This is a genomic window from Prevotella sp. HUN102, assembly GCF_000688375.1.
GTDB lineage: Bacteria > Bacteroidota > Bacteroidia > Bacteroidales > Bacteroidaceae > Prevotella.
The window spans coordinates 75,145-98,365 of sequence record NZ_JIAF01000003.1 but is presented as its reverse complement, the minus strand read 5'-3'; the positions used below and the strand labels follow the sequence as shown (position 1 = coordinate 98,365).

Here is a 23,221-nt window from a genome sequence, read left to right as displayed (position 1 = left end):
GTTACATCTTGCGTCCACGCGATTTCTTCTGCTTGCTCTCGTCTTGCTTCTGCTTCTGGGCAGCGGTGGGCTGTGTCTGCCCGGTCTTCAGTGGTTCATTTACATGCTTCGTGGCTTCGTTGGTCTTGCCGTCATTATTGACCGCTACCTGTGTCTTGTGTTCTTCGGCAACTGCCACAACCTTTTCCTTGCCTGCATCTTGCTTCTTGTCCGGATTCCATTTATAGAAACGGGGACGGTTCTGCTCTTTGTCCATGCGGACGTAGGCATTGAAGGAGTTTCCCTCCTTATCGACCATATTCTTCAGATAGAGCGTGCGACCACTGTCCAAGGCTTCGCGCTGCTTGTCGGAAAGTTCCAATCCACAGAGCTTACGGGGTGCGCCCTGCTGTTGTGTCTGCTGCTGGCGTTCCTTGAACCCACGGTTGCCATCGAAGATGAACTCAATGCCCTTTCGCTCGGCATTGACTTGCAATGTGGCATTGAAAGTCTTGCCACTCTTGGCCGTCATACCCTCCACCTTCACGGCTTTACCCTCCACGAGGTCTTTGTATTGGGCATCGGAAAGCGTAACGCCCTTGATGTCCTTGGGAATGTTCACCCGGTCGGCACGCAGGGCGATAAGTTCATTGGTCTGTGGGTCGATGGAGACGTAGGCAGAGAAAGACTCTCCGTTCTTGGGTGTTACCTCAATGGTCTTGCCAAGGTTGCCTGTCGTGAGTAGTTGCTCCTTTTCTTCGGGCGAGAACTTGTAACCCATATAGGGAAAGTCGAGCTGTGGCTCCTTTCTCAAAGGGTGGATAGCCAGCCCGATATTGCCCTCGCCGTCCGTGCGGAAAGCAAGTCGGGCATCGGTGTAGATAGTGGTGTCACCCATCGGGATGGCAATCGTAATGAGGTCGCTCTTCTGCCAATTGAGCATCTTGTCAAGTTCACCACTCTGCTCCAACTGTTCACGGGAAAGTCCGAGATTGTCGAGTTGTTTCCAGTCCACTTTCTCCGCATCGATGGTTGTGGTGTTCTTCTGCCGAGGCAGATAGTCCTCAAAGGGTACGCCCACCTCGGTCAACTGTTGTTTGCTTTCGGGCTTCTCACGGCTTTGGAGCAGAGTGCGCAGGTTGTCCACACCTTGCTCCACGTTGTTGGACAAAACCTTGTACAGTCCAAAGCGGGTCGGGTCGTTGAACTGTTTGAGAAAGTTGCTCATGAAGTTTTTCAGAAGTCCGTCCTTGCTGTTGAACTTCAGGAACGCCGCTTGGTTGGCGGCTGTGGCTTCCGTTGTTTGCAGGTTGCCCTTGTCGTCGATACCGGATACTACGGAGAGTTTCCCCATTTCTTTCTCGTTCTTTACCTCTGTGCGGTCTTCCAAGACCAATACATAGTTGTCATTGCTGTTTGATTCCATAATCATTTGTTATTGAGTGAATAAATCGTTTTCAAACAACAAAAGTATGGGTATATGAATAGATAATAAAGTTTTCGGGAAAAGTGGGAAATATAGGGAAAAAGAAGAAAAACAGCACTTTTTTTTCTTTTGTTCTGTACAAATTTCAAGAATTATTAAATTTTCATACGTAAAAATTTGGTTGTCTGAATTTAATATGTTATATTTGCGAATTACCATAATTGGTGGTGGTAAACTATAAACAAAAATGTACAATGGATTATTTGAAGATTCCATTAGATTGGCCTGCCGCTTTGAAGGGGACTTTAGCAAGATGTACCCCCGAAGAATCTATTGCACAAAATATAATGCTTTTGATTGTGTCACATCCCGGTGAAATTTTCGGAAAAAATGAATATGGGTCGATTATTTGGGAGTTGGAATTCAATCAACTGGTTAAAGTCAGAGATTGGGAAGAAACAGTAAGAAACTCCCTTATGCAATCAATCACGGCTTATGAGCGACGGCTTAAAGATGTTCGTGTGGATGTACATCTTTCTGAGATAGAGGAGGACTTGCTGGGAAAGAACCCGAATATCCGCCGTCAAGCCAATATTACGATTCATGCCCAGATAGAATCGACAGACATACCTTTTGTTTTTAACACTTTGGTCTATATCAGTCCTTTATCTCAATAAATCTTGGTATTATGGCAACAGATAAGAATTTTATACGAATAAAAGAGCGGGTTTTAGACTATGCCATGTCTTTGTGGGAAATAGATGATGCAAGGTTGATAGATCCTGTGGTTGATTTGCTGCTGGACGTATTCGCTTATGAGTCTTATAAGTTGCACCAAGAAGTAGAGAAGTCCGATGCCCAAATATTGAATCGTCTCGCCAGAATTCTGATTCCGCAAAAATGGTCGCTCCCATTCCCTGCTCACGGATTGCTGACCGTACATCCCCAATCCGGAGACAACTCCACAATATTGGGAACAGAAGACCAATTCTATGCGCGCAAGGTGGCTTTAGGCAAGGATGATACGCCTTTCTATTTCACCCCTTTGGTGGAAGAGCCCTTGTTTGACATAAGAATTCCGTTCCTGGCATACGGAACAGAACTTCAATATAATGTTCGTAAACGAACGGAATACATCGATTTTCTTCCTGACAACCAGCGCATAAAAGATTTCACGTTGTGGATTGGTCTGTCCATCCCGGATTCTCTGTTGGGAAAGATTACAGCACTGCCTGTTTGTATTTTGCCGGAAGACAGGTCTCTGCTTCCTTTCATTCAGAATGTCAGGGCTTATGATGACCAAGGTCGCGAACTAAATACAGCACCTCATCAGCTGAAACAATCTCACGAAGAAGAGCATTATTTTGAAGAAATAGCAACCTGTTACCAACAAGCATATATTGACTTAAATCTTCCGACCGCCCCCGCAACGAAGCCAGTAAGAGACATTTTTCCGAATGCCTTGTCAGAATTGAATCAGATTGAAGGAACAGAAAATGCGGTTTGGATTCGTCTGGTATTTCCTGAGGTCTTCAACAGGGAGGAACTGGGAAACATCAAGATTCTGTTTAACACATTTCCTGTCGTGAACAGACAGTTGCTCTTGGTAAATCATAGCTTCAGGACACACGGGAGAATAGTTTCATTACCTTGCTCACACAATGCCTCATTGTTGAACATACATAAATTTGAGGACAATGCCGGTTGTGAGTTCCGTAATAGGCTTTCCTCGCACCAAAAGGAAGCAAAAGGTGTCTATAGTCTGTATTTCGGAGATTTGGAGCGTTTTGACAGTGACAATGCCCAGAGTGAGATCAGCAAAGTCTTGCGCTTAATCCGAGAGGAAGGAAATGCTTTCGCTTCCCTTGATACAGACAGCCTTTCCTCTGACCTAAAGGTTCTGCAAGAAAAGTTGGACGCCACAGAAAAGAGCATAAATCGTCAAAACTTCAGGGGGAACAGGAACAAGGCTTTCCTTTTGACCGTGCCTTATAAAGGAAGCCATTTTGCAGAATTGAAATATTGGCAGACCCAGGGTGAAAGTGCCAATGGAATAGACCAAAGAAATCTTGTCCTGCAGTTAGACATGGACAAATTTGACTCGTCCAGCATTAAATTCCAGACACCTACTGTAGATGGAAGAGTGCATGCAGACGAACAAGATTTTATCAACAGCTTGCGATATGGCTTGCTATGCCATAATCGCATTGTTTCTGAGGAAGATGTCAAAAGTTATATTTACCATCGCCTAGGAACTATGGTGAACGGAGTTGATATAAAAGACGGCATTTCCATATCCAACGGTCCGCTTCAAGGAATAGTCCGGACTACGGATGTCAGTATACATCTGTCATCGGAAATGAAAACAAGATTCTCCGAGATGAACCAATTGGATTTCTTGGCGAATGCACTTGCTGAGGAAATGCAAAAGAAATCCGTTAGTCATAGTACCTATAAAATTAATTTTGTATGATGGAAAGAAACATAAGCAGTAGTGTACAATCTGCCATGCGCCTGTCAGCTTCTATGGCAAATGCGGACAACCATACGAGTTACGGCATTTCCCATCTGGTGCTTGCTTTGCTTTCAGAGGGGACAGGGACCGGATTGTCCAATATACTGAGCTCAATGAACAAGGATGTCGGCTATATTCATGAATGGTTTGACGTACGCCGTGAGATGTACGTGTCTGAGGAGCATGAAGGTGATGGTATTGTCGCAGACAGCCAAGTGACCCTTGTGCTTGAGGAAGCGGAACGCTCAAAGATAAAGTTGGGCTCCGACAGCATAGACGCTTTATGTGTATTTACAGCGATTATTCGCCAAGGTGTTGTTTTCTCGGACAGTCAAATTGAGTCCTTGGCCGTTTCTGAGGATGATGTCCTTTCTTTCTTCAATGCACAAGCGGTTAATCATTTTTATCAAGGAGAGGAGAATAAGCTCTTGGCGAGTTTCCCTTTCGCGTATAATCTAAAAGAAGAGGCATATATCCTTCGAGGAAGGATTGTTTTGGGACGTGAGAAAGAAGTACGTACTATCTTGGAAGGCTTAGAGCGTTGTGCCAATAAAGCTATAATGCTTATAGGAGATTCCGGTGTAGGCAAAACGGCTATTATTCATTCTCTGGTAAAGGAGGTCTGCGAGAACCACGACGAGTTGATTTCTCAAATCAAACTTATCGGCTTACACACAGCAAAGCTGTTGGCTTCTTCCGGCAATGAAACAGAACTTACCCAGAAACTCTCCAGTTTTCTTGGGAAATTGGATGAGATGGAGGGACAGACCGTTTTACTGATAGACGATCTGCAAATGCTGTTGGAATTTGGAGGACAAACAAAAACTCCAACCCTCATCAATATACTCAACTCCCAAATTAGCGATAGCTCAACAAGTATCGTGTTTACGATTACGCCAGATGCATACAGGAAGCATATCGAGAAAAACAGCATAGAGAGCAAATTGGACATTTTGGAGATTTCGGAACCGGACAAATTTACAGTCCTAAGAATGCTTAGGGAGCATTCCAACCGGATGGAAGAACACTATGGTCTTTCTATAAGTGACAATGCCACGCAGGAGTCGCTATCTTTGTCTTCTAGATATTTTAAAGAGAAGAAACAGCCTGCCGCAGCAATAGACCTGTTGGACGCGACTGCCGCCGCAGTACGCTTGAGCAACAAAAATGCCCTGAATGAGTTGGATGTCTTCCTTTCCAAGTTTGAATCTCTCAAACAGGAGGAACCGAGCTTTCTGCAACAGGATTTACATCTTTTCTCCAACAGTCTGAAATCGAAAATCAGCGTAGTGCTGACCTCCAAGCTCCCTGATGGAATCAGTTTTTCAGAAAACACTTTGGAAGAAGAACTGGCGAAAATCTCTGAGACTCTCCAGAACTTGTCTATCCTAGCCAAGAATGGCATTCCGTGTGTTTCTCCAAGTGAGGTCGAAGCGGTTGTCGCGGAGATGACCGGTATTCCCTTGGGAAAGATTCAAGCCCAAGAAAAAGACCGACTGTTAGGAATTGAGAGCCGTTTGGAAGAAAGGGTCAAGGGACAAGATAAAGCAATCACAACGCTTTCGGACGCCATCATAGAGTCCAGAAGCGGACTCAGCGACCCTCGCAAGCCCATAGGTTCTTTCTTTTTCTTAGGTCCTACAGGTACAGGAAAGACCGAACTTGCCAAATCCCTTGCCGAATTGCTTTTTGACGACGAGAATGCCATGATAAGGTTTGACATGTCCGAGTTTAAGGAGGAACATTCAGCAGCTTTGCTTTATGGTGCACCTCCTGGATATGTGGGATATGAGGAAGGTGGCTTGCTGGTGACAAAAATCCGCCAAAAGCCCTATTCTGTCATTCTTTTTGATGAAATCGAGAAGGCTCACTCGAGTGTATATGATGTCTTCCTACAAATCATGGACGAAGGAAAGATACACGACAAGTTAGGGCGGGAAGGGGATTTTTCAAACGCCATCATCATATTCACCTCAAACATTGCAAGCAATTGGATTGCAGAGCAATTTCATCAAGGAATGACCCCTGATTCAAAACATCTGATAGAAGTGATGTCTCAGCATTTCAGACCTGAATTTTTGGGACGATTGACTGAGGTCGTACCGTTTGCACCCATTAACGAAACGATAGCCCAGTCCATTTTCCGTTTGCACTTCTCTCGTTTGCAACAGCAACTGCAAGAGCAAAAGAACATTCACATACAGATCAGTGACGAAGCCTTGCGTTTCCTGTCAGCCAAGGGATACTCCCCTCAGTACGGGGCTCGTCCCATCGCTGGCGTTGTACGTACCTATCTTAAAAAAAGCATATCTCGCTTAATCGTTTCCGAGGGTATCAAGGAAGGAGACAGTGTCAAAGTTTATTACCGAGACAACGGTTTGGAATGGAAAAGACTGGATATATAAGTAAGGAGGAAAGGCTGGCACTCTTTCGCAGAAGTGAGTCAAGCAATCTTCTGGCGGAAGTGTTCCTCGATGAGCTGCAATTTATCTTGGGCGAGGATATCCTTGAACAAGTGGTTGTGGCAAATCAAGGCATGAATCCTCGTGTAAAGTCCAAGGACATCCTTGATGTAAAGTTGCGCCACGTTTATGCCTTGGGAGAGTTGGTAGAGTTGGTTCTGGCCCGTAACAGCATCTACCACCAGCTTCCCGAAAGCCTCTTCCATCCATTGACTCTGAGTAAGCCAAATATGTCCCAGAGAGAATTGATAGAGGCTATCAGGCAAAATCGCAGAAAGGAGAAAGAAGCCCTGCACTTTTTTGCCCCTTTTGATACAGCCTTTTTCAAAGAACGGGTACGGATTCACAGACGCTATCTGAATTTCTTTTCGGAAAAAGACGAGCATCCCATAAGAAAGGCGTTGACAAAATCCATCCTATTTGACAATAAAACACTTTCCCCGGACGAATGCCGGCGCCTTTTCTTCTTTGTCGGGAAGTCAGATACATCCAAGGAGAACCTTTCGGAAATAGGCATCCTCCTTCGCGAGATTTTAAATCTAGAAGTGAAATTACAATTTAAGCCATGTAAGGTGGAGAATTTGCCATATCCTGCACTTGGAGAGACCCGGCTTGGTTTGGATGCAGGGCTGGATGGAGTTATACAGTCCGAAATAGAGGATGTCGAGGGTATGATCCACTATCACGATAACGTACCTACAATGCAAGAGGTACAAAAGCACATCGAGTCCGTCAAGTATGTATTGGACTTCTTTGTCTTGTCATCAAGGAAAACTTACATCAAGTTCACACTTGACGGGACTATGGATTTTATCTTGGGAAACAACCGTTTGGGATATGACACTCAGTTATAAATTAAAAAAAGTGCAACTATGGAAGTTTTGACAACATATTTTCTTAAATTTCTTTTAGCACCCCTGCTGGTGACCGTCATTTTATTGATAATGAATGGAGTAAAGGCAATAAAGAAGCAACTGAAATTTAAAAATGTAATCGTATATATCTTAGTAGCAGGATTGCTTTTGGGAATACCCGGTTGCTTGTCCATCCTCAAAGATGAGTTCGTTTGGGGAGGAGTCTTTATTGGCAATGCCTTATATCTTTTCTTGGGATGCTTGTTCACCTATACTATGAACAACAATGTGGCAAGGAGGATAGGCGTTGACGGCAATGTGGCATCTCAGGTCCTTGTCATGCTGGTTTGTGGGTTGCTCGGAGGATGGATACATTTTCTGCTTTTTGAGAAATTGGGCGGAATGCCATATGCCCCTTGGTCCATGCTGTCTGTCATTTGGTACACCTTGCCTTTTTTGACACTACTTAGCCTTAGGGCTTTCCACAAGATTCCGCCTCCTTTATATGGGTTGTGGTCTTTCGGTCAGAGTGGGTTCAATAGGAATCAATGGGATAATACGGATAATTTTCAAGCTATTCCTGTCAAAGTCCGAATAAAAAGGAGACAGGAAGACGAGGAATATGCCTCTCTGACCGTCCGCCTTCAGGACAACATAAGCCTAGGGGACTGGTTCAACTGGCTGGTGGAAGACCAGAACAGGCGTTCCCCGATGCACCAGATAGATGTCAATGATTCAAGTGTGAATGCAGGGTGGATTTTCTATACGACACGATGGATCAATTACCCATTGTTCATCAGGGTGCTGAATCCAGAACAAGACAGAAAGGAAAATGCAATAAGAAAGAACCAGATCATATACATAAAACGAATTATCGTTGAAGAATCAAAAGCACATGAAACAGATTAAATACCTTCCAATCAACTGGAGCAATGGACTGAAATTGTCCGGGCAGCACTTCATTGATGCCCACCTTCACATGGTAGAGTGTTTTCAACATCTCAGGGCAGAGCATGTCACGGAATACAATTACGGCATTGGTATGCCTTTGGAACACCATTCATCTTCTGTATCAGTAGAGGTTGTCGGAGCAGGGGCAGAGAGCTCAACCATCAGGCTCAACCATTGCAATGCCATTACGCTGGGTGGCAGCACCATTGTTTTTGAACCGGAACTTTATGGCAGTTTCTCTCCGGAGTTTACGCTTTCCGATCTTGGAAAAGATGCAGCTGACGGTGGCGTTTATATAGCGGTAACAGCTTCTTACGATCGTCTCATTCCTGTCGGTTATCCAGACCCGAACGAGATACCGCTTCGCCACCCCCATCTGCTTCCTGAGATTCGGATAACCGCCGTCCCGGTGCAGTCCGGCAACGAACATTTCCTAAACAAGGATTTTGTCATCATAGGAAAAGGCTTGCTCGAAGGTCATGGATTTGTTTTGGATGACGAGTACATCCCACCTGTACAGAAGTTGGCCTATAGCCAGAAGTTAAGGACATCTTTGAATGGCACCATTGTCCATCTGAATCATATGGAGGATTGCATTGGTCAAATTTACCAAAAGAACGTAGATGACAGCCGAAGGAGTACTTTGACATCCAACGTATTTACTCTATGTCGGGCAATAGACGAGTATTACGCACACCAGTTCTTCCAAATTGAGAACATACTCATCGAAGAGCCGCCAATCCGCTATCTCCAAAGCATCAATATTCTGGCTCGTTCAATCTTCAACGCATTAAGGACAATCCCCAATAAGGAGTACGAATATATGCTGCAGTATTTCTATGAATGGACAGAAATCAGTCCGTCAAGTTTTGAGACAACTGTCGGAGATGTCCTTTCTTTGAAATACAACCACTTGGACATTGCAAAGACCAACCGTGTCGTCCAGAGGCTTGTGACCACACTTGACACTATCGTCAAGAAAATGAGTGAGCTGGATTACATTGGCTTAATTCGTGAGAATATCATTATCAGTGATGACAGCAATGCCGAGCAGGAGAAAACCCAAAAGACGTGGCGTTTCTTAGATTAGGCTTATGGAAATCAAGAATAAAGAAGATAGAAGAAGAACGATCCGGCAGTTCTGTCTGGTCTTCTTCCTGTTGTTAACCGTCATGTTCGTGGCGGGAGTCGTCACGTTGGTGACAGCACAAAGGGGTGCCGCCCTCTTGGAAGAGAAAAAAGCCGCCTACGAACGGACCATTCAAAAGCAGGCTGAGTTCAATTTCCAATTGGAGCATATTTTCAAGGATTTGCACAACCTTAGGACACAACCGCGGACAATGAATGAATACAAGCAAATGCAGAAAATCATCACCGGGCAGAGGATGATGATGGAGCAGGAAATAGTGTCCCTTTCTCCGGAGGAGCAAGAACACTATGTCATATTCTCTCAAATCTTGGAAGTCGTTAAGAAGATGCAGGAGACATTGGATGCCTCTGATGCGGAAAGTCGCAAGAGAGTGTATAATATGGATCAGCTTGAGAAGTGCAGGCAAAAGTATCAAGAACAAACCCGTCTAAAAAATGAAAAGAACCAATGACGAGCAGGCGTGGACGAATTTTCGTTTCATCCTGCTACTAGTCTTTTTTACAGTCGCAGTATTTACATGCCTATGTAAATACATTTTTCGCATACCTGTAGTAGAGAGCGACCACTACATTTCCAGCATCAAGGAGACCGAGCGTCTTTTTGATGAGCAGAAAAAATGTGCCGAGCGGGTCAAGGAAATCGGCAGCAAGATTGATTCCTTGGACTTTAGCGTCCGACAAGTTCAGCGGTTGGATGAAATCAAAGAGGAAATGTTCCAGCTACAGAACATCTACCAGAAACACAACAACAGTTCAAAATATCTTTTTGGCTCTCATTCGTTTCGTATTGTCAAGGGATATTTTGATGTCAAGGAAGAGCTTTCCGCCACAACGGAAAACAACAAGGTGATAGAGCAGTATTTGGAGGAGTGCAAAGCAAATTTATAGTTATGACGGAACGACAAAAGATTTTATCCATATTACTTGGTATACTTGTACTTATCGGTATAATCATGATAATAGGGCTTCCTTTCCAGAGAATGAAGGGTGATGTTGACTTCAGTGTCCATGACAGTAACAGCAATTTTCATTACGAGGTTGGGGAGGTATTGGAATTTACCATTAACGAGCCGGAACGTGTCAAAGGTACGTCCATTCTCTGGCAAATGGGCAATGGAGACTCTATCAATGACAAGACGGTAGCCAAGTATGCTTACCGGACTTCTGGCAAGTATTTGGTAACCTTAAAGGTGAATGGTCATACAGTGGCAAACCGTTACATACAGGTCGTTTCTTGTACAGAAGCGTCAGCTATCGATTCGGTGCCAAGGATTTATGCTGTATCCGAGGCATATCAAGGGGAGGAACTTACCTTTTCCGCAAATGGAGTCGGCGTGGACACATGGATGTGGGAGTTTGGCGAGACGGGTACCGTTGATGCTTACGAACAGCAAGTGACATACACTTACGAAACGCCTGGAAATTATATCGTACACCTACAGACCAATACAACGAAATATCCAATAGAACATAAGATTAAGATTTTACCGAAATTTGAAAAAGTAGAGGAAACCATAACCGAACCACCTGTAGATTCGCTGGGGTTAGCCCAAGACGATATTCGCAGAAGACTGCAGATTATAGCGAATCTTTCCGTAAGGGACAACAGGGCTTACAAAGAACAAGTGAACTATATTCGCGACACATATTTCTGTGTTCCGTCAAACCAAGTCGTCGTAGTCGTCAATGGGGATAAATACAATGACTTTCCAGGATATTGCCAAGGCTTGCACTTTTTGGAAAGCAGTCCTAAGAGGCGAGTTAAAATCCAAGAAGTAAAAATTGACAACCTGAACTGTGTGAGAACAATTCAAGTGACACAAAGCGTAGCAGACAAATGAAAAAGAAGATAGCCTTTATTACATTCCTTTTTGTGGGTTGTTTCCCCCTTTTCTCATTTGGACAGGTTTCCACTTATCAAGCGGTACAAAGAATCAAGGGGAAAACATTCAACTTTTATCCCGATACCAGATCTCCCTCTCGTTTGAGGAGTAACCACGAAGCAAGGGTTGTCTTTTCGGACAGGAACTCCAATAAGGCATTCTCTACTGCCTACGGACAACATTCATTGAAGGAGTATGGGATTGGCGAGGCTTTTTATGTCATAGGCGAAAAAAACGGATTTTATCAGCTGGTCAAAGCCGACCCGAAGTTGCTTGGCAGGCCAAAAGGTTTGTTTGGCTGGCTCTATTCCCCAAAAAATCATTTTTCAGACAAGGCGAAAGTTTCCTATGTCGGATGGATGCCGAAGAACAACCTGCTGTACTATGACCACGCCCATGTGTCCCCGACCAACAACAGGGCTGTCCGTTATAGTGTAGGTGTCAATCGAATTGAACGGTTGTACAACTTGCGCCGATACTTGAATGGGGACAGTCTGATTCTTTTCTCAGATCCTTTTCTAAAGACCCCATGTCCCTATAAAATCCATGCGGGACAATCCGTATATGCATATAAACGGGACGATGTACACAAGACGGTCTTAATTTCCGATTGCCTCCGGCTTTCTACAGACAGCACTCATGTTTTGGGATGGGTCTCTATGGACATGATAACCGCCGTGGGGCAGCACGATGTTTACAGGATTATGCCCGATGTCCAGCATCTTGCTTGCACCGGCATCATCGGAAATGATACCTTGTCCATACATCCCCTAGACTTCCAAAGTCATTATCTGTTTGATGCAGGGAACTTGTCCCTTCAATCGTCAACAGGCCGGGATGTCGGTTCAGACTCCCTGCATTCGGTTTGGCTGCCCGTTTCGGTATGGGACGGCAAGGCAAATAAGTTCATCAATGTGAAAGGTGGGGATACCTATGTTTCGGATGTCCGGAGGATGAAGAACGGTCAGAAACAGATGAACATTCATGTCTTTTTCTTCGCACAGGACAAACATGAGGTCGGGAAACTCATCAGTGCATTACAAAATGTGGCGCTCCGAATGTCTCCGAACCGGAAATATGCTTTTTCCGCGACAATGATTTCAGAATTGGGGAACCAATATCTACCCCTTACCGACAGTCTGGTGCAATGGCTGGATTTTGTCCTGTCCCCGCCCCATGTGACCAGGAATAAGGATGCAGGGGTGAAGGATGCCTTTAGGAATTTAGTCCTTCAGACACGAAATGACTGTTTCGAAGATAATCTCTTGTTCCTCTTTGGCAAGAGTCAGGACATATCCATTGATTCACATTTGCACCAGCAATTGGCTTCCCGGTCTTTCTCCATGACTTTCTTCCAACTCTCCAGTGACAACGGAGAGGCAAGTCAGGACTTTCTCTTAACGGCAAAAGAAGCCTTGGATAAAAATATTGCGGAATACTCACAATACATCCAGAACTATATAGTTGACCCCTTCCTGCTCAAGCCTTCTCTATTTTTTGATTACGGGACTGATGCAAACGTTTATCTGTTGGAAACACCCAAAAGCAGCCTTGCCACCGGTGGAATAGTCTTTCCCCTTGCAGGACAAAAAATATCCAATGCTACCGTGGAATTGGTGTTGGACACCCTGTTTTCGCAGATTCCCCGACGAAACGAGTTGCTGTTGAGCAGTCTGGAACGTTACGAGAATAAGTTAGGCGTGCTCAGGAGCAAACCATCTCGGCTTATGAGATATGTGCATCAGCATGCGGAATCCCCAATGCCCTCCATTGACGAGATGGATCGAAACTCGGTGTCTGACGTGTACTATATTCCTGCTTTAATGCCGGACTCGACTTTGAACCATTTTCAAAAAGGATACGTCTTCTCTAAAAATGAGATTACAGGCTTCCTGCAATCTTTCAGGGATTTATTGCCCGTTTTTTCAGAAGGCTTGGGCAAGCGTGAACTGAAGCTACTGCGTTCTCTCTACAGGCAAGAGCGTAAGAATATCAATAAGAGAAACCTCAGAAAGGTACTGTCTTCAGAATCTTCCCTCGCGGAGTTGTTCTACCATAAGACGGGAGTTCATGTAAATGACTCACTGTTTTACCACCTTTCTCCCTCCCGACTTAAACGGAATGGAGCTGCGTTCAAAGACTGGGAGATACTATATGACTTATCCCTGCGCAAATTGCAAAAAATGGAGGAGGATTATGTCGAGGCAAAGTTGGAGGAGGTGCTTGTCGGAAATGATGTTTATTACTTTATACCTCAAACTCTTATACCATAAGGAATGAAGAATGTCAATGAATTAGAGGAAAGGGTGCTGGAAATTCTATACCAAAAGAGTATATCCTCACCGCTCTGGGTCACCGAAAGTGAAATCTATTGGAGTATCCCGGACATGAATGTAACGGAGAGAGACGTGCGGGAAGCCTTGGGTCGTCTTGTTTACCAGCGCAGGGTTATGAAGAAGGTGGGGAAATATCAAATAGAGAAAGTCGAATTTCTTGCCATCAAGGAAAGGCTTGACTCTCCTGTCTCCTTGGGATTATCTGAAAGCGTAGGGCAAAACAACAACGTGGAAAAAGAAAGTGGGGAAAAAAACTGTTCCCGCCCCTCAGTCCGAGAATGGAATGGTCAAGGTCTTGTCAGTCTCTTGGTATGCTTGTCTTGTATAATCTTCGGTTTTCTTTTGTGCTTGTTACTCATGAATCACAAACAGAATCAACCATTCTCCTTCCCGGAACTTCAGCTTCCCCAGAACCAACTGCAAGTATCTGACCGTTCCGTTTTTTTGTCGTCCAAGAAAGAAAACCAAACCAAAAATCTGCGAAAGATAGAGACAGAGTTTACGGAACAGCAGAAAGTCAACCGCCTGCTGAATCTGCAAGCAGACAGTGTGAGAATGTCCGTTGAAAGACTGAGGGCTTATGTTTCAGAAACGAACAACAAGCAAAATGCCCGTCTTCAGGAAGAAAGAGATTTGATACTTACAGTTTCTCTTCTCCTTGCCGGACTGCTTGTCATATTGGTTATTGCCTTGCTGGTCAGGAAGAAAGAATGAACGGGCAAGAAAAATATACCCGTTTTTCCTGCAATCTTCTGCTTGATTTGTTAAATAATAGGGCTGGGATAAAAAAATACGACTAAAAATTTGGAGATATAAAAAGTAAATCATATATTTGCCCATGATATAGGACTTGCGTTTGTTTTCTTCTCTTTCTTCCGCATAACCAAGTCAATGGAGAATGGGAAATTTTCAAACAAGAGTTTGGAGGTTTCTTTTTTGCTTTAATACGTATGTTGAGCGAAATCGACCTTTTATGTTCAACTTTTTAATTTTACAAAATTATGGGATCATTCCGTGCATCACTGGAGTTGGGAGGAAAAGAATTTGACGTCCTCTTCTCAAATTATGAGTTCTCTCGCTCAACAGACAGTAAGGGTAAGCCTTCTTCAAGTATTACCGGAGGACGAGTTGTCGTTACCATCGAGTCCACAGAGGACACCTCTACCATCGAAGCTATGCTGAATAGTCAGTTCAAACCCGTTGAAGGAAAAATCATCTACAAGAAGACGGATGAGGACGCCAAGATGAAAGAGGTTGAATTCAAGAACGCCTATATTGTGCATTATAAGGAAACCTTGGATGTAAACAATGACGTTCCGATGACCATTACTATGACTTTTGCGGCAGAGCACATCACCGTGGGTGCTGCAGAACATGACAATCGTTGGCCTAAGGCTTAATTTGCCTTGCCAACATTTCTTTTCTCCATCATCCGGCAGATACAACTCTGATTGGGTGATGGAGAATGTTGCTTTTACTCATCAAAAAAATGCATGTATGGATTTTTTGCCAAACAAACCGGTGACAATTTGTATTGGTGGTGTTGAGTTGTCTTCGTTCAAGTCCCTTCGTCTGAACCAGTCAATTAACGAACACCATTATTTTGAAATGCTTCTTGACTATGAAGTCGGTGAAGTGTTTCAGGCAGCCACACTCACCAAATCCGCTGACTGGCTGGGAAAATCAATTGCCATAACTATTGGTGAGAGGAACTTTTACGGTCTTGTGGCGCAGGTAGGCTTGCACAAGTCCGAGGGATATACTTTCCTGAAAGTCTCGGGTTTCTCCACAACCTACCGTTTGGAGGGCGATTTGCACTTTGCGTCTTGGAACGAGAAGACTTTGGCGGACATTGTCGGGGAACTGGCAGAAAAGTCCAATGTGCAGGCATTGGTGAAACCGGAAAGGAGCGCAAAACTGGAATATGAGTGTCAATATCAGGAGAGCAATTTCGCATTCATACAAAGACTAGCGAGACAGCATTTCGAATGGCTCTATTATGATGGAGAGAAATTGATTTTCGGCAAGCCGGAATTACCTCCCTCCATCACGCTGGACTCCAAGAGGGATTTGAACTCCTTGGACATCTGCATCCAGACCGGAGCCCGTGCCCTTTCCTCCTTCGCCCATCTGTCGGGAAGCAACAATACGCTGAAATCCTCGTCGCCGGACGAGCCGGCGGGACTGAACAAGCTCGGGCAGCAGGCTTTTCAGGAATCCATCAAGATGTTTGGTCCTCCCGCCAATCATTATGCCACCTCCCGTGTCACGAACAAAGGAGAGTTGGACGCCTATCTTCAGAAGAAACAGCAATCGGACGCCTCCATGTCCCACTTTGTCACGGCGGAGAGCGACTATGTGGGTCTGATGCTGGGCAGTGTCGTGGACATAAAAAGCACCGTTCAACTGGCAGGCGTTTCCTACAGGGAGGAGTTGCTGGGAACTTACCTTATCACTGAGATAGTCCACTTCGCGGAGGGCGACGGAGGCTATTCCTGCCAATTCACTGCGATTCCTGCATCCGTAAGGTCATTGCCGACCCCTGACGTCCCCCTTCCCATTGCCCAGCCACAGATGGCGACCGTCATCAGCAATGATGACCCCAAGAAACAGGGACGTGTCCAAGTGAGAATGAACTGGCAGATAAACGGGATGAAGACCTCGTGGGTGCGTGTGCTCTCACCGGATGCGGGAGGAAGTGAAAAGGTATCCTCCAACAGAGGATTTGTCTTTATCCCGGAAGTCGGCGACCAAGTCATGGTTGCCTTCCGTTACAATGACCCCAACAGACCCTATATACAAGGAAGCCTGTTCAATGGAACCAACGGAGGCGGGGGCGGAGCCGACAACAACGTGAAGAGCCTGACCACAAGAAGCGGCGTTGCCGTCACGTTGGATGACAGCAAAGGAAGTGCTACCATCGTAGATCCATCGGGAAGTATAGTCGTGCTGAATGGAGACAACACCATTTCCATAAAATCTGCTGATAAAATTACTTTTGAATCAAAAGAAATTGAGATTAAGGGTAATGAAAAAGTTAAGATAGAAGGTACTACGGAAGTCTATATCAAGGGAGAGAAAACAAAGTTGGAGGGTACTACGGAAGTCGAAGTAACAAGTACCACCAAGGCTGGTGTCACTGCTCCCTCCACCAAGGTTGAGGGTACCGCAGAAGTTGCCATAAATGGTGCAACTGTAAATGTAGATGGCACAGCTATGACAAATGTAAAGGGAGGACTCCTAAATTTGAACTGATTTATGGACAATGAACACAACCCTATTTCTATCCGCATAAGGCAAGTTCAAGACCTTTGGCTGAAAGTACGCAGTGAAAAACCACACGCCCGTGCTTTTGTGATGAACTATACCCCTGAAGATTATGCTCTTATAGAAGGGTTTATCGGTATTGAATCTACTCCACATGGAATTTCAGATGACACATTTCTCGTTTTTCGCACTCTTCTTGACAACAAAGGAGATTTTTACAAATCCTTAATAGAACAATGGATTACCGCATTTGACAAAGATTTAGAGAGTCATCCGGAATGGCATTGGAACGATTTTGCCCATCTCAAGGAGCAATACCATAAATTATCCCCTAAGGATGAGCATAACCTGCTGTCCTTTTATTCCCAATTGCTACATAGTTTTAAGCGATTTGAGGGGGTAACAGGTAATCTGCTTGTATTGGTTCTTGTAATTGAGCGTGTTGAAAGCCTTGATGTACTGCACGAAGTCCTAAAAGAGTTCTTGGATGCCACAGACGGTGACATCGGGCTACTCTTCATGGAAGCCAAGGGAGAAGAAATATTTTCTCCTATCATTAAAAAGATGGAAGATAAGGGGTGTGTTGTAGAACTTCCAAACCAAAATATGGGAGCAGCCTATAAGGAAATTATCACACAGGGAGACCCTAATGATCCACAGGTCCAATATAGGAGGTTGTTGCTGGAAATGGGCGAAGAAACAGCCAAGAGCAATAGGAAACGACTCTATAAAATTGCAACAGAGGAGTTTTTCCCGTTATGCAAAAAGATAGGAGATACAAATCTTTGGGTTTCCGGTTATTTGGCAGTAAGCGGGTTCCTGATGCATTTTATAAAAGAAGAAGGTGGACATTTGCAACAGATGCTTGACAAAGCCCTGGCAGTCATACAAGAGGCGACACCTGCAGATGAACCTTTGATGTATGCTGATCTTATGATTCATTGCTACCTGTATAAAGGAGCTGCCTATGCTATGGCAAAAGATTTGGAGAAAGCAAGTTCTCATTTTATGAATGCTGTCCGTATCTCTAAACAGACAGAGAATCATGCACAAACCATCAATTGCTACAATAGTATTCTCTTGGTGCTTCTAAAAAAAGAAAGGACTGATTACACGCCTATATTGAAAGAAGCTTTTGAATATGGTTATTCCCTCACTGACGAAGAATTGAAACTTATCAACATTTCATTCATCGCGCAAGCTTTCATATCTAAGGGAGAAAATGTCAGCCGAAAGTTGGAGCGGGAAATAGATAATCGTATGGTCACTCTCTACGGAGTTCATTGGCAGGAAAGTCCTAAAGACGCCATCAGGCGCATAGAAAAGGAGAATAAAGTGCCTCAATAACTCATAATACTTCAGCCTATGCTACCGAGCAGTACCCATTTGATGCCCGTTATCGGTCTGGACCTCCATCTTGCGACCTCCGGTAATCCTTTCCATCCCTATATAGGTATGGTCATAGACCCCTTTGACTATATTCCCTTCCTCGGCAGCAACGTCAACATCAACGGTCTGAAGCGTGGCGTGTCCGACACGAGCGGTGTGCTGATCACCTTCCAGCACATCCCCTTGGTGGGAGCCTTCATCATGATGCCCATCATCGGACACGAGAGCGTGAACTTCTTCTCCTCACAGACGGTCTTTGCAGAGGGTACGCGTTTAAGCCCCAAGGGACACATGCTCATGACCTGCAACGACGTGGGTATTCCCTTCTCGGGAGCATTGAGCAAGGCCGGCAAGAAAAAACTCAAGTTTACCCCAACCCTCTTCGCCCCGACATCTTTCTCCATTCCCATTCCGACAGGTGCGCCCGTCATGGTCGGCGGTCCTTACGTCCCCGACTGGGGCGGTATGCTGACGGGGCTTTTGTCAAGCATCGGCTTCAGCACGCTGCTCAGTTTTGCCCCTGCCATATTGAAGGCTATGAAGAAAGCGGGGAAAAAAGGATTGACGGCTTTCAACCATAAAGTCCTTAAGAAAGGCATCTGCAAGAAAATGAGAGCGACACGATCCCTGTCAAAGAAACTTTGCAAGCACGGTTTTGAGCCTGTGAACCTTGTCAATGGCGTCGTAGTCTATGAAGGTGAAGACTTCTTCTTCCCCGGCATGCCGTCCTTGTCATGGGAGCGTGTCTGGTATTCCGATTCCGACTATAAGGGCTGGCTGGGACACGGGGTGCACTGCTCGTACGACAGGAGCGTCACCTTCCTTCCCGAAGAGGATATCCTTGTTTTAAGATTGAGTGACGGTCGCCTCGCCTCCTTCCCCGTGCTTGATGAGGGAGAAGACTCATATAACCGCCTCGAGCGCATCACCCTTTCCCGAACGAAGGAAGGGTACGTTGCATTTGAACACGACAGCAACCTGTCCTTCCACTTCACCATTCCCGGAAAAGACAGGGGGTATTCCACCCATCGTCTTTCCACTGTTACCGACTTGGAGGGCAGGAGCATTCGCCTTTCCTATGAGAATGGCGTGCTTGCGACGCTCACCGATGCCTGTGGTCGTCAAATCACAGTCCGACTTACGGATGAGGGATTCATCGAGAGCCTTCACCTGAGGATGCCGGACGGAAATTCCGAGCAACTTGTTCGCTATTCCTATGACGAGCAGGGCGACATGGTAGGCATCACCGACGCATTGGGGCAGACGACAGGAATCCGCTACGAGGAGCACCGTATGGTGGAGAAGACCGACCGTAACGGGTACACGTTCTATTGGGAATACGACAAGGAGGGGCGCTGCATCCATACACACGGAGAAGATGGTGATCAGGAGGGCTGGATCTCCTATTTCCCCGAGAAGGGATATAACACTGTCCGTGACGCCTGTGGCGCGGAGACTACCTACCGCTATGACCCCGACCAGCTTGTCCGCTCCGTCACCGATGCCCTGGGCAACACGACCCGCTATGACTATACCGAGGAGATGGAGCCCTACCGGGAAATAGATCCCGAGGGGCGCATTACGGGATGGCACTATGACGAGCGCGGCAATCAGACGGGCACGACCCACCCCGACGGAACACTGTCCATGTGGGTGTTCGATGAGCAGGACCGCATGATTCTCCAAATGTCACCCAAAGGCACCAGACAGATTTACGTCTATGACCCCGAGCACCCCCATAGAGTACGCACCGTCATCGAGGAAGACGACACCCAGACCAACTTTCACTATAACTCTGACGGCAGTCTCGCCATGTTGGAAAAGGGCGGCAGGAGCATAGCCCTGAACTATGACGAGATGGGCAATCTCAGCAGTTGCCATTCGGAGGGCAGGGAGCTCATGCGCTGGGAGTACGACTACCGGGGACGTCCTGTTATGGAGCAGAGCCCGTCCGCACGCCCCCTCCAATACGAGTACGACCTCCTTGACCGCGTGCGGCGTATCTACCGTCCCGACGGGAACATTATAGACATCGGCTATGACTGTTACGAGAGCGTCACCGAGGTGAGGGACAAGGACCGCCATGTGAGGATGGACTACACCCCAATGGGCAGCCTGAAACGCCGTGAGGAACAGGGCACGTCCGTGGAGTTCTTCTATGACGCAATGGAACGCCTCACCACCCTGCGCAACGAGCGTGGCAGCCTCTATCGGTTCGTGCGCGACAAGGCGGGCAACGTCATCCGTGAGGTTGGCTTTGATGGTATGGAGCGCCGCCTCACGCTCAACGCATCGGGGGACGTCATCCGCGTTGACCGTCCCGATGGACGCCATACCACCTATGAGCACAACGCTTTCGGGCGTATCAGCAAGGCACGCTATTCCGACGGCACATGGGAATCCTTCTCCTACGACAAGGACGGCAGGCTGTGTGGTGCCGCCAACGCACAGGGAGAAGTGACCTTCAGCCGCGACAAAAAGGGTCGTGTCATTAAAGAAGAGCAGATACTCCCGAACGGAGGCAAGGCAAACAGGATTGCCATTGAGCATGAATATGACCAATGGGGCGGACACACAGGACTGCGGAGTTCTCTCGGAGCGGAGCAGAATACCTCCTACACCCCACTTGGGGAGACGGAGACCCTCCATGCCCGGCAGTCAGAGGAATCAGACGCTTGGGAAAGCCGTATCCGCTACGATGAGAGGGGACGCGAGATAGAGCGCTTTGCCACGGGTGGCGTGCGCATTACCTCGGAATACGATTTTGCGGGGCGTCTGGAGGCAAGGTGTACCTATGCGGGGACGGAATCGCGCGGACACCGCTTCTATGCATGGAGAAGGAACGACAGGCTGCTTTCCATGCGGTCTCACCTGAGGAAGTCTCCCGTGATGTACGACTATGACAGCTTCGGCACCCTTGTCTGTGCATCGCTTGACATGAGCGAGTGTCTCTTCAAGACTCCCGACATCATCGGCAACGTCTATCGGGACAGGGATGCCAGGGGACGTGTCTATGACAGGAGCGGCAGGCTGCTCAGGGATGAGGATTTCTTTTACCGCTATGACGGTGAGGGTAACTTGATTCTCAAGAGCCGAAGGAACGTTCTCGAACCGCCGCTGATACCCCGACCGAAGAGTTGGGCAGACCGCCTCTTCATGGATAAGCCAGACGAGAAGGAGCTGCAGGCTCATTATGGCTGGCAGGAGGGAGATACCGCCTACGAGTGGTACGGCAACGGCATGCTCAAGAGCGTACGCACTCCCGAGGGTGCCACCATAAGGTTTGAGTACGATGCCTTGGGCAGACGTACGCTTAAGGAGACGCACGATACATGCCATCGCTATGCCTGGGACGGCAACGTGCTGCTGCATGAGTGGAACTATGACAGGCGGGAAAAGCCGAGAATGGAGAAAGATGAACTCGGGCGCATCCGCTATGACAGGCAGGAGCCGTATACCAATCTCATTACATGGGTGTATGACGGTGGTAGTTATACCCCTGTGGCAAAGCTCACCGAGGAGGACAGCTACAGTATCGTGCAGGATTATCTGGGTACACCTATTCAGGCTCTCGACAGCAAGGGTGAGGTGGTTTGGGACTGCATCCTCGACATCTATGGAGATGTACTGGAACTGAGAGGGAAACGAGACTTTATACCCTTCCGTTTCCAAGGTCAATACGAAGATGGGGAAACAGGACTGTACTACAACAGGTTCAGGTATTACTCGCCACATACCGGAAACTACATTAGTCAGGACCCGATAGGACTGGCTGGAAACAACCCTACGATGTATGGGTATGTTTTTGATAGTAATACAGAAATGGATCCGTTTGGATTGTTTTTTGGTAAAATTATTGGTTCGGCACAGTCTACAGGGACTCTTGGACACGCATTTGTTTCCAAGATGTATGCTCAAATTTATTCACTTAACCCTAATGTAGAGAGAGTAACAATGAATCTAGGATATAAACGACTTTTAGGAGGAGGCAACTTTAAGTATGGTCCAAGACCTGATGTTGGAATACTATATAAAGATGGTACGGTAAGAGTGATTGAAGTAGCTTCTAAAACTGATGTTGTTGAAAACTTAAGACTACGAAATAGCGGTTTTATGTGGCAAAATAGGATAACTGGCGATGTGAAAATCAGCAAGTTAGCACAAATAGCAGACAGACTAAATGAACGATTGAAAGGTATTATTAATAAATTTAAGCCTTGTCGATGATATTCAAGAACAACAAGAAAGTTCCCACAGGGAGTGTGCTGAAATTATTCAAAGTGGTTAGATACAAGGATTTATCCTTGTATAATCCGCAGGCGATCAAGAATGCAATAAAGTTGTCTATTGATTCTTTTTTTGAGGACTCTGTTTTTGATTGTATTGAATTGAATTATGGGGTCAAAACGTACAAAAAACTGACAGTTTTCTTAGAACAAATAAATGGAGTTTCGGGCGATCTTGAAATTTGTGATTTAATAATCTCGAGTAAAGAGAAGGCTAATAAAATATTATATTCGAATAGCTTGCTAAATCAGGTTCATCAAGAGGGGGCAGGGGTTATAGAATTTGACATCTGCTCAGGACACAATGACATAAGCAAAGATAAGGCATATGCATTCATTAAAGCATTGCTAGAAATATTCCCAATAGATTACGGATATGTACTCCCGCTTGAAAAGGGGATGGATGTCCGCTCTGAGAGAATAGTTAAAAGCTCATTTTGGGGTTCTTCTGTATCTGTAACCAAAGAGGACATCTTAAGAAGAGATGGGTTATTAAATTTAAATGATGGCTTTCTCCCTAAGCTATATCCAATAAACATTCTAAATCAATCACAATTCGATAATATAGAAAATGGCAAGACTCCTGTGGAAAGCATCACTGAAATTGATGGTAACTTAAAATTGGTAGTTATAAATAATATCTTAGTAAGGAATCATTGACAAGAAGTCGTCCATCTCTTTAAGGCGACAAAACGTAAAAGTTAAACACCTTAAAAAACGAGAG

The 23,221-nt window shown here is 45.8% G+C and carries 17 protein-coding genes; 16 read left to right on the top strand and 1 reads right to left on the bottom strand.

Annotation, left to right across the window (positions count from 1 at the left end):
• Position 1: 1 nt before the first annotated feature.
• Complete coding sequence (locus P150_RS0103450; protein ID WP_028896491.1) at positions 2-1,405, bottom strand: DUF4099 domain-containing protein; 1,404 nt, start codon at positions 1,403-1,405, stop codon at positions 2-4.
• 254 nt (positions 1,406-1,659) lie between these two features.
• Here P150_RS0103450 and P150_RS0103445 point away from each other — a divergent pair, with 254 nt between their 5' ends.
• The 16 genes from P150_RS0103445 (at position 1,660) to P150_RS0103370 (ending at position 23,157) form a co-directional block, all read left to right on the top strand.
• Entirely contained in the window at positions 1,660-2,082 is a 423-nt protein-coding gene (locus P150_RS0103445) for a GPW/gp25 family protein (RefSeq protein WP_028896490.1), read from the top strand.
• A gap of 11 nt (positions 2,083-2,093) precedes the next feature.
• Positions 2,094-3,878, top strand: coding sequence for a type VI secretion system baseplate subunit TssF (locus P150_RS0103440; RefSeq protein WP_036932030.1), 1,785 nt, complete (start codon positions 2,094-2,096; stop codon positions 3,876-3,878).
• Positions 3,875-6,325 (top strand): AAA family ATPase, encoded by a 2,451-nt coding sequence (locus P150_RS0103435; RefSeq protein WP_028896488.1) that lies wholly within the window; start codon positions 3,875-3,877, stop codon positions 6,323-6,325. Before P150_RS0103440 ends, P150_RS0103435 begins: the two co-directional genes overlap by 4 nt.
• Positions 6,304-7,236: a hypothetical protein gene (locus P150_RS0103430; RefSeq protein WP_028896487.1), complete on the top strand. Its 933-nt coding sequence runs from the start codon at positions 6,304-6,306 to the stop codon at positions 7,234-7,236. Before P150_RS0103435 ends, P150_RS0103430 begins: the two co-directional genes overlap by 22 nt.
• Positions 7,237-7,254: 18 nt before the next feature.
• Positions 7,255-8,145, top strand: coding sequence for a TssN family type VI secretion system protein (locus P150_RS0103425; protein ID WP_028896486.1), 891 nt, complete (start codon positions 7,255-7,257; stop codon positions 8,143-8,145).
• Positions 8,132-9,277 (top strand): hypothetical protein, encoded by a 1,146-nt coding sequence (locus tag P150_RS0103420; RefSeq protein WP_028896485.1) that lies wholly within the window; start codon positions 8,132-8,134, stop codon positions 9,275-9,277. Before P150_RS0103425 ends, P150_RS0103420 begins: the two co-directional genes overlap by 14 nt.
• Positions 9,278-9,281: 4 nt before the next feature.
• A complete protein-coding gene (locus P150_RS0103415; RefSeq protein ID WP_028896484.1) occupies positions 9,282-9,788 on the top strand; it encodes a hypothetical protein in 507 nt (168 codons plus the stop codon).
• Positions 9,772-10,224, top strand: a complete 453-nt coding sequence (gene tssO / locus P150_RS0103410) for a type VI secretion system TssO (RefSeq protein WP_028896483.1) — start codon at positions 9,772-9,774, stop codon at positions 10,222-10,224. The genes P150_RS0103415 and tssO overlap by 17 nt, the downstream gene beginning before the upstream one ends.
• A gap of 2 nt (positions 10,225-10,226) precedes the next feature.
• Complete coding sequence (locus P150_RS0103405) at positions 10,227-11,177, top strand: PKD domain-containing protein (RefSeq protein ID WP_028896482.1); 951 nt, start codon at positions 10,227-10,229, stop codon at positions 11,175-11,177.
• Positions 11,174-13,492, top strand: coding sequence for a type VI secretion system protein TssR domain-containing protein (gene tssR / locus P150_RS15840; protein WP_051617521.1), 2,319 nt, complete (start codon positions 11,174-11,176; stop codon positions 13,490-13,492). Before P150_RS0103405 ends, tssR begins: the two co-directional genes overlap by 4 nt.
• Before the next feature lie 3 nt (positions 13,493-13,495).
• A complete protein-coding gene (locus P150_RS0103395; protein ID WP_028896481.1) occupies positions 13,496-14,269 on the top strand; it encodes a DUF5457 domain-containing protein in 774 nt (257 codons plus the stop codon).
• A 287-nt stretch (positions 14,270-14,556) separates the two neighbouring features.
• The gene (gene tssD, locus P150_RS0103390; protein WP_004357856.1) at positions 14,557-14,955 is read left to right on the top strand and encodes a type VI secretion system tube protein TssD; all 399 of its coding nucleotides are present in this window, start codon (positions 14,557-14,559) and stop codon (positions 14,953-14,955) included.
• 97 nt (positions 14,956-15,052) lie between these two features.
• Positions 15,053-16,810, top strand: a complete 1,758-nt coding sequence (locus tag P150_RS0103385; protein ID WP_028896480.1) for a type VI secretion system Vgr family protein — start codon at positions 15,053-15,055, stop codon at positions 16,808-16,810.
• Between the two features lie 3 nt (positions 16,811-16,813).
• The gene (locus P150_RS0103380; RefSeq protein ID WP_028896479.1) at positions 16,814-18,169 is read left to right on the top strand and encodes a hypothetical protein; all 1,356 of its coding nucleotides are present in this window, start codon (positions 16,814-16,816) and stop codon (positions 18,167-18,169) included.
• 18 nt (positions 18,170-18,187) lie between these two features.
• Positions 18,188-22,438, top strand: coding sequence for an RHS repeat-associated core domain-containing protein (locus tag P150_RS15835; RefSeq protein WP_081819268.1), 4,251 nt, complete (start codon positions 18,188-18,190; stop codon positions 22,436-22,438).
• The gene (locus P150_RS0103370; RefSeq protein WP_028896478.1) at positions 22,435-23,157 is read left to right on the top strand and encodes a hypothetical protein; all 723 of its coding nucleotides are present in this window, start codon (positions 22,435-22,437) and stop codon (positions 23,155-23,157) included. Before P150_RS15835 ends, P150_RS0103370 begins: the two co-directional genes overlap by 4 nt.
• Positions 23,158-23,221 lie beyond the last annotated feature (64 nt).

Coding starts and splice junctions, on each gene's coding strand:
- P150_RS0103450 (WP_028896491.1), bottom strand. CDS start 1,405: ATGGAATCAAACAGCAATGACAACTATGTATTGGTCTTGGAAGACCGC.
- P150_RS0103380 (WP_028896479.1), top strand. CDS start 16,814: ATGGACAATGAACACAACCCTATTTCTATCCGCATAAGGCAAGTTCAA.
- P150_RS0103415 (WP_028896484.1), top strand. CDS start 9,282: ATGGAAATCAAGAATAAAGAAGATAGAAGAAGAACGATCCGGCAGTTC.
- tssR (WP_051617521.1), top strand. CDS start 11,174: ATGAAAAAGAAGATAGCCTTTATTACATTCCTTTTTGTGGGTTGTTTC.
- P150_RS15835 (WP_081819268.1), top strand. CDS start 18,188: ATGCTACCGAGCAGTACCCATTTGATGCCCGTTATCGGTCTGGACCTC.
- P150_RS0103430 (WP_028896487.1), top strand. CDS start 6,304: ATGGAAAAGACTGGATATATAAGTAAGGAGGAAAGGCTGGCACTCTTT.
- P150_RS0103385 (WP_028896480.1), top strand. CDS start 15,053: ATGGATTTTTTGCCAAACAAACCGGTGACAATTTGTATTGGTGGTGTT.
- P150_RS0103420 (WP_028896485.1), top strand. CDS start 8,132: ATGAAACAGATTAAATACCTTCCAATCAACTGGAGCAATGGACTGAAA.
- tssD (WP_004357856.1), top strand. CDS start 14,557: ATGGGATCATTCCGTGCATCACTGGAGTTGGGAGGAAAAGAATTTGAC.
- P150_RS0103425 (WP_028896486.1), top strand. CDS start 7,255: ATGGAAGTTTTGACAACATATTTTCTTAAATTTCTTTTAGCACCCCTG.
- P150_RS0103435 (WP_028896488.1), top strand. CDS start 3,875: ATGATGGAAAGAAACATAAGCAGTAGTGTACAATCTGCCATGCGCCTG.
- P150_RS0103405 (WP_028896482.1), top strand. CDS start 10,227: ATGACGGAACGACAAAAGATTTTATCCATATTACTTGGTATACTTGTA.
- P150_RS0103445 (WP_028896490.1), top strand. CDS start 1,660: ATGGATTATTTGAAGATTCCATTAGATTGGCCTGCCGCTTTGAAGGGG.
- P150_RS0103370 (WP_028896478.1), top strand. CDS start 22,435: ATGATATTCAAGAACAACAAGAAAGTTCCCACAGGGAGTGTGCTGAAA.
- P150_RS0103440 (WP_036932030.1), top strand. CDS start 2,094: ATGGCAACAGATAAGAATTTTATACGAATAAAAGAGCGGGTTTTAGAC.
- P150_RS0103395 (WP_028896481.1), top strand. CDS start 13,496: ATGAAGAATGTCAATGAATTAGAGGAAAGGGTGCTGGAAATTCTATAC.
- tssO (WP_028896483.1), top strand. CDS start 9,772: ATGAAAAGAACCAATGACGAGCAGGCGTGGACGAATTTTCGTTTCATC.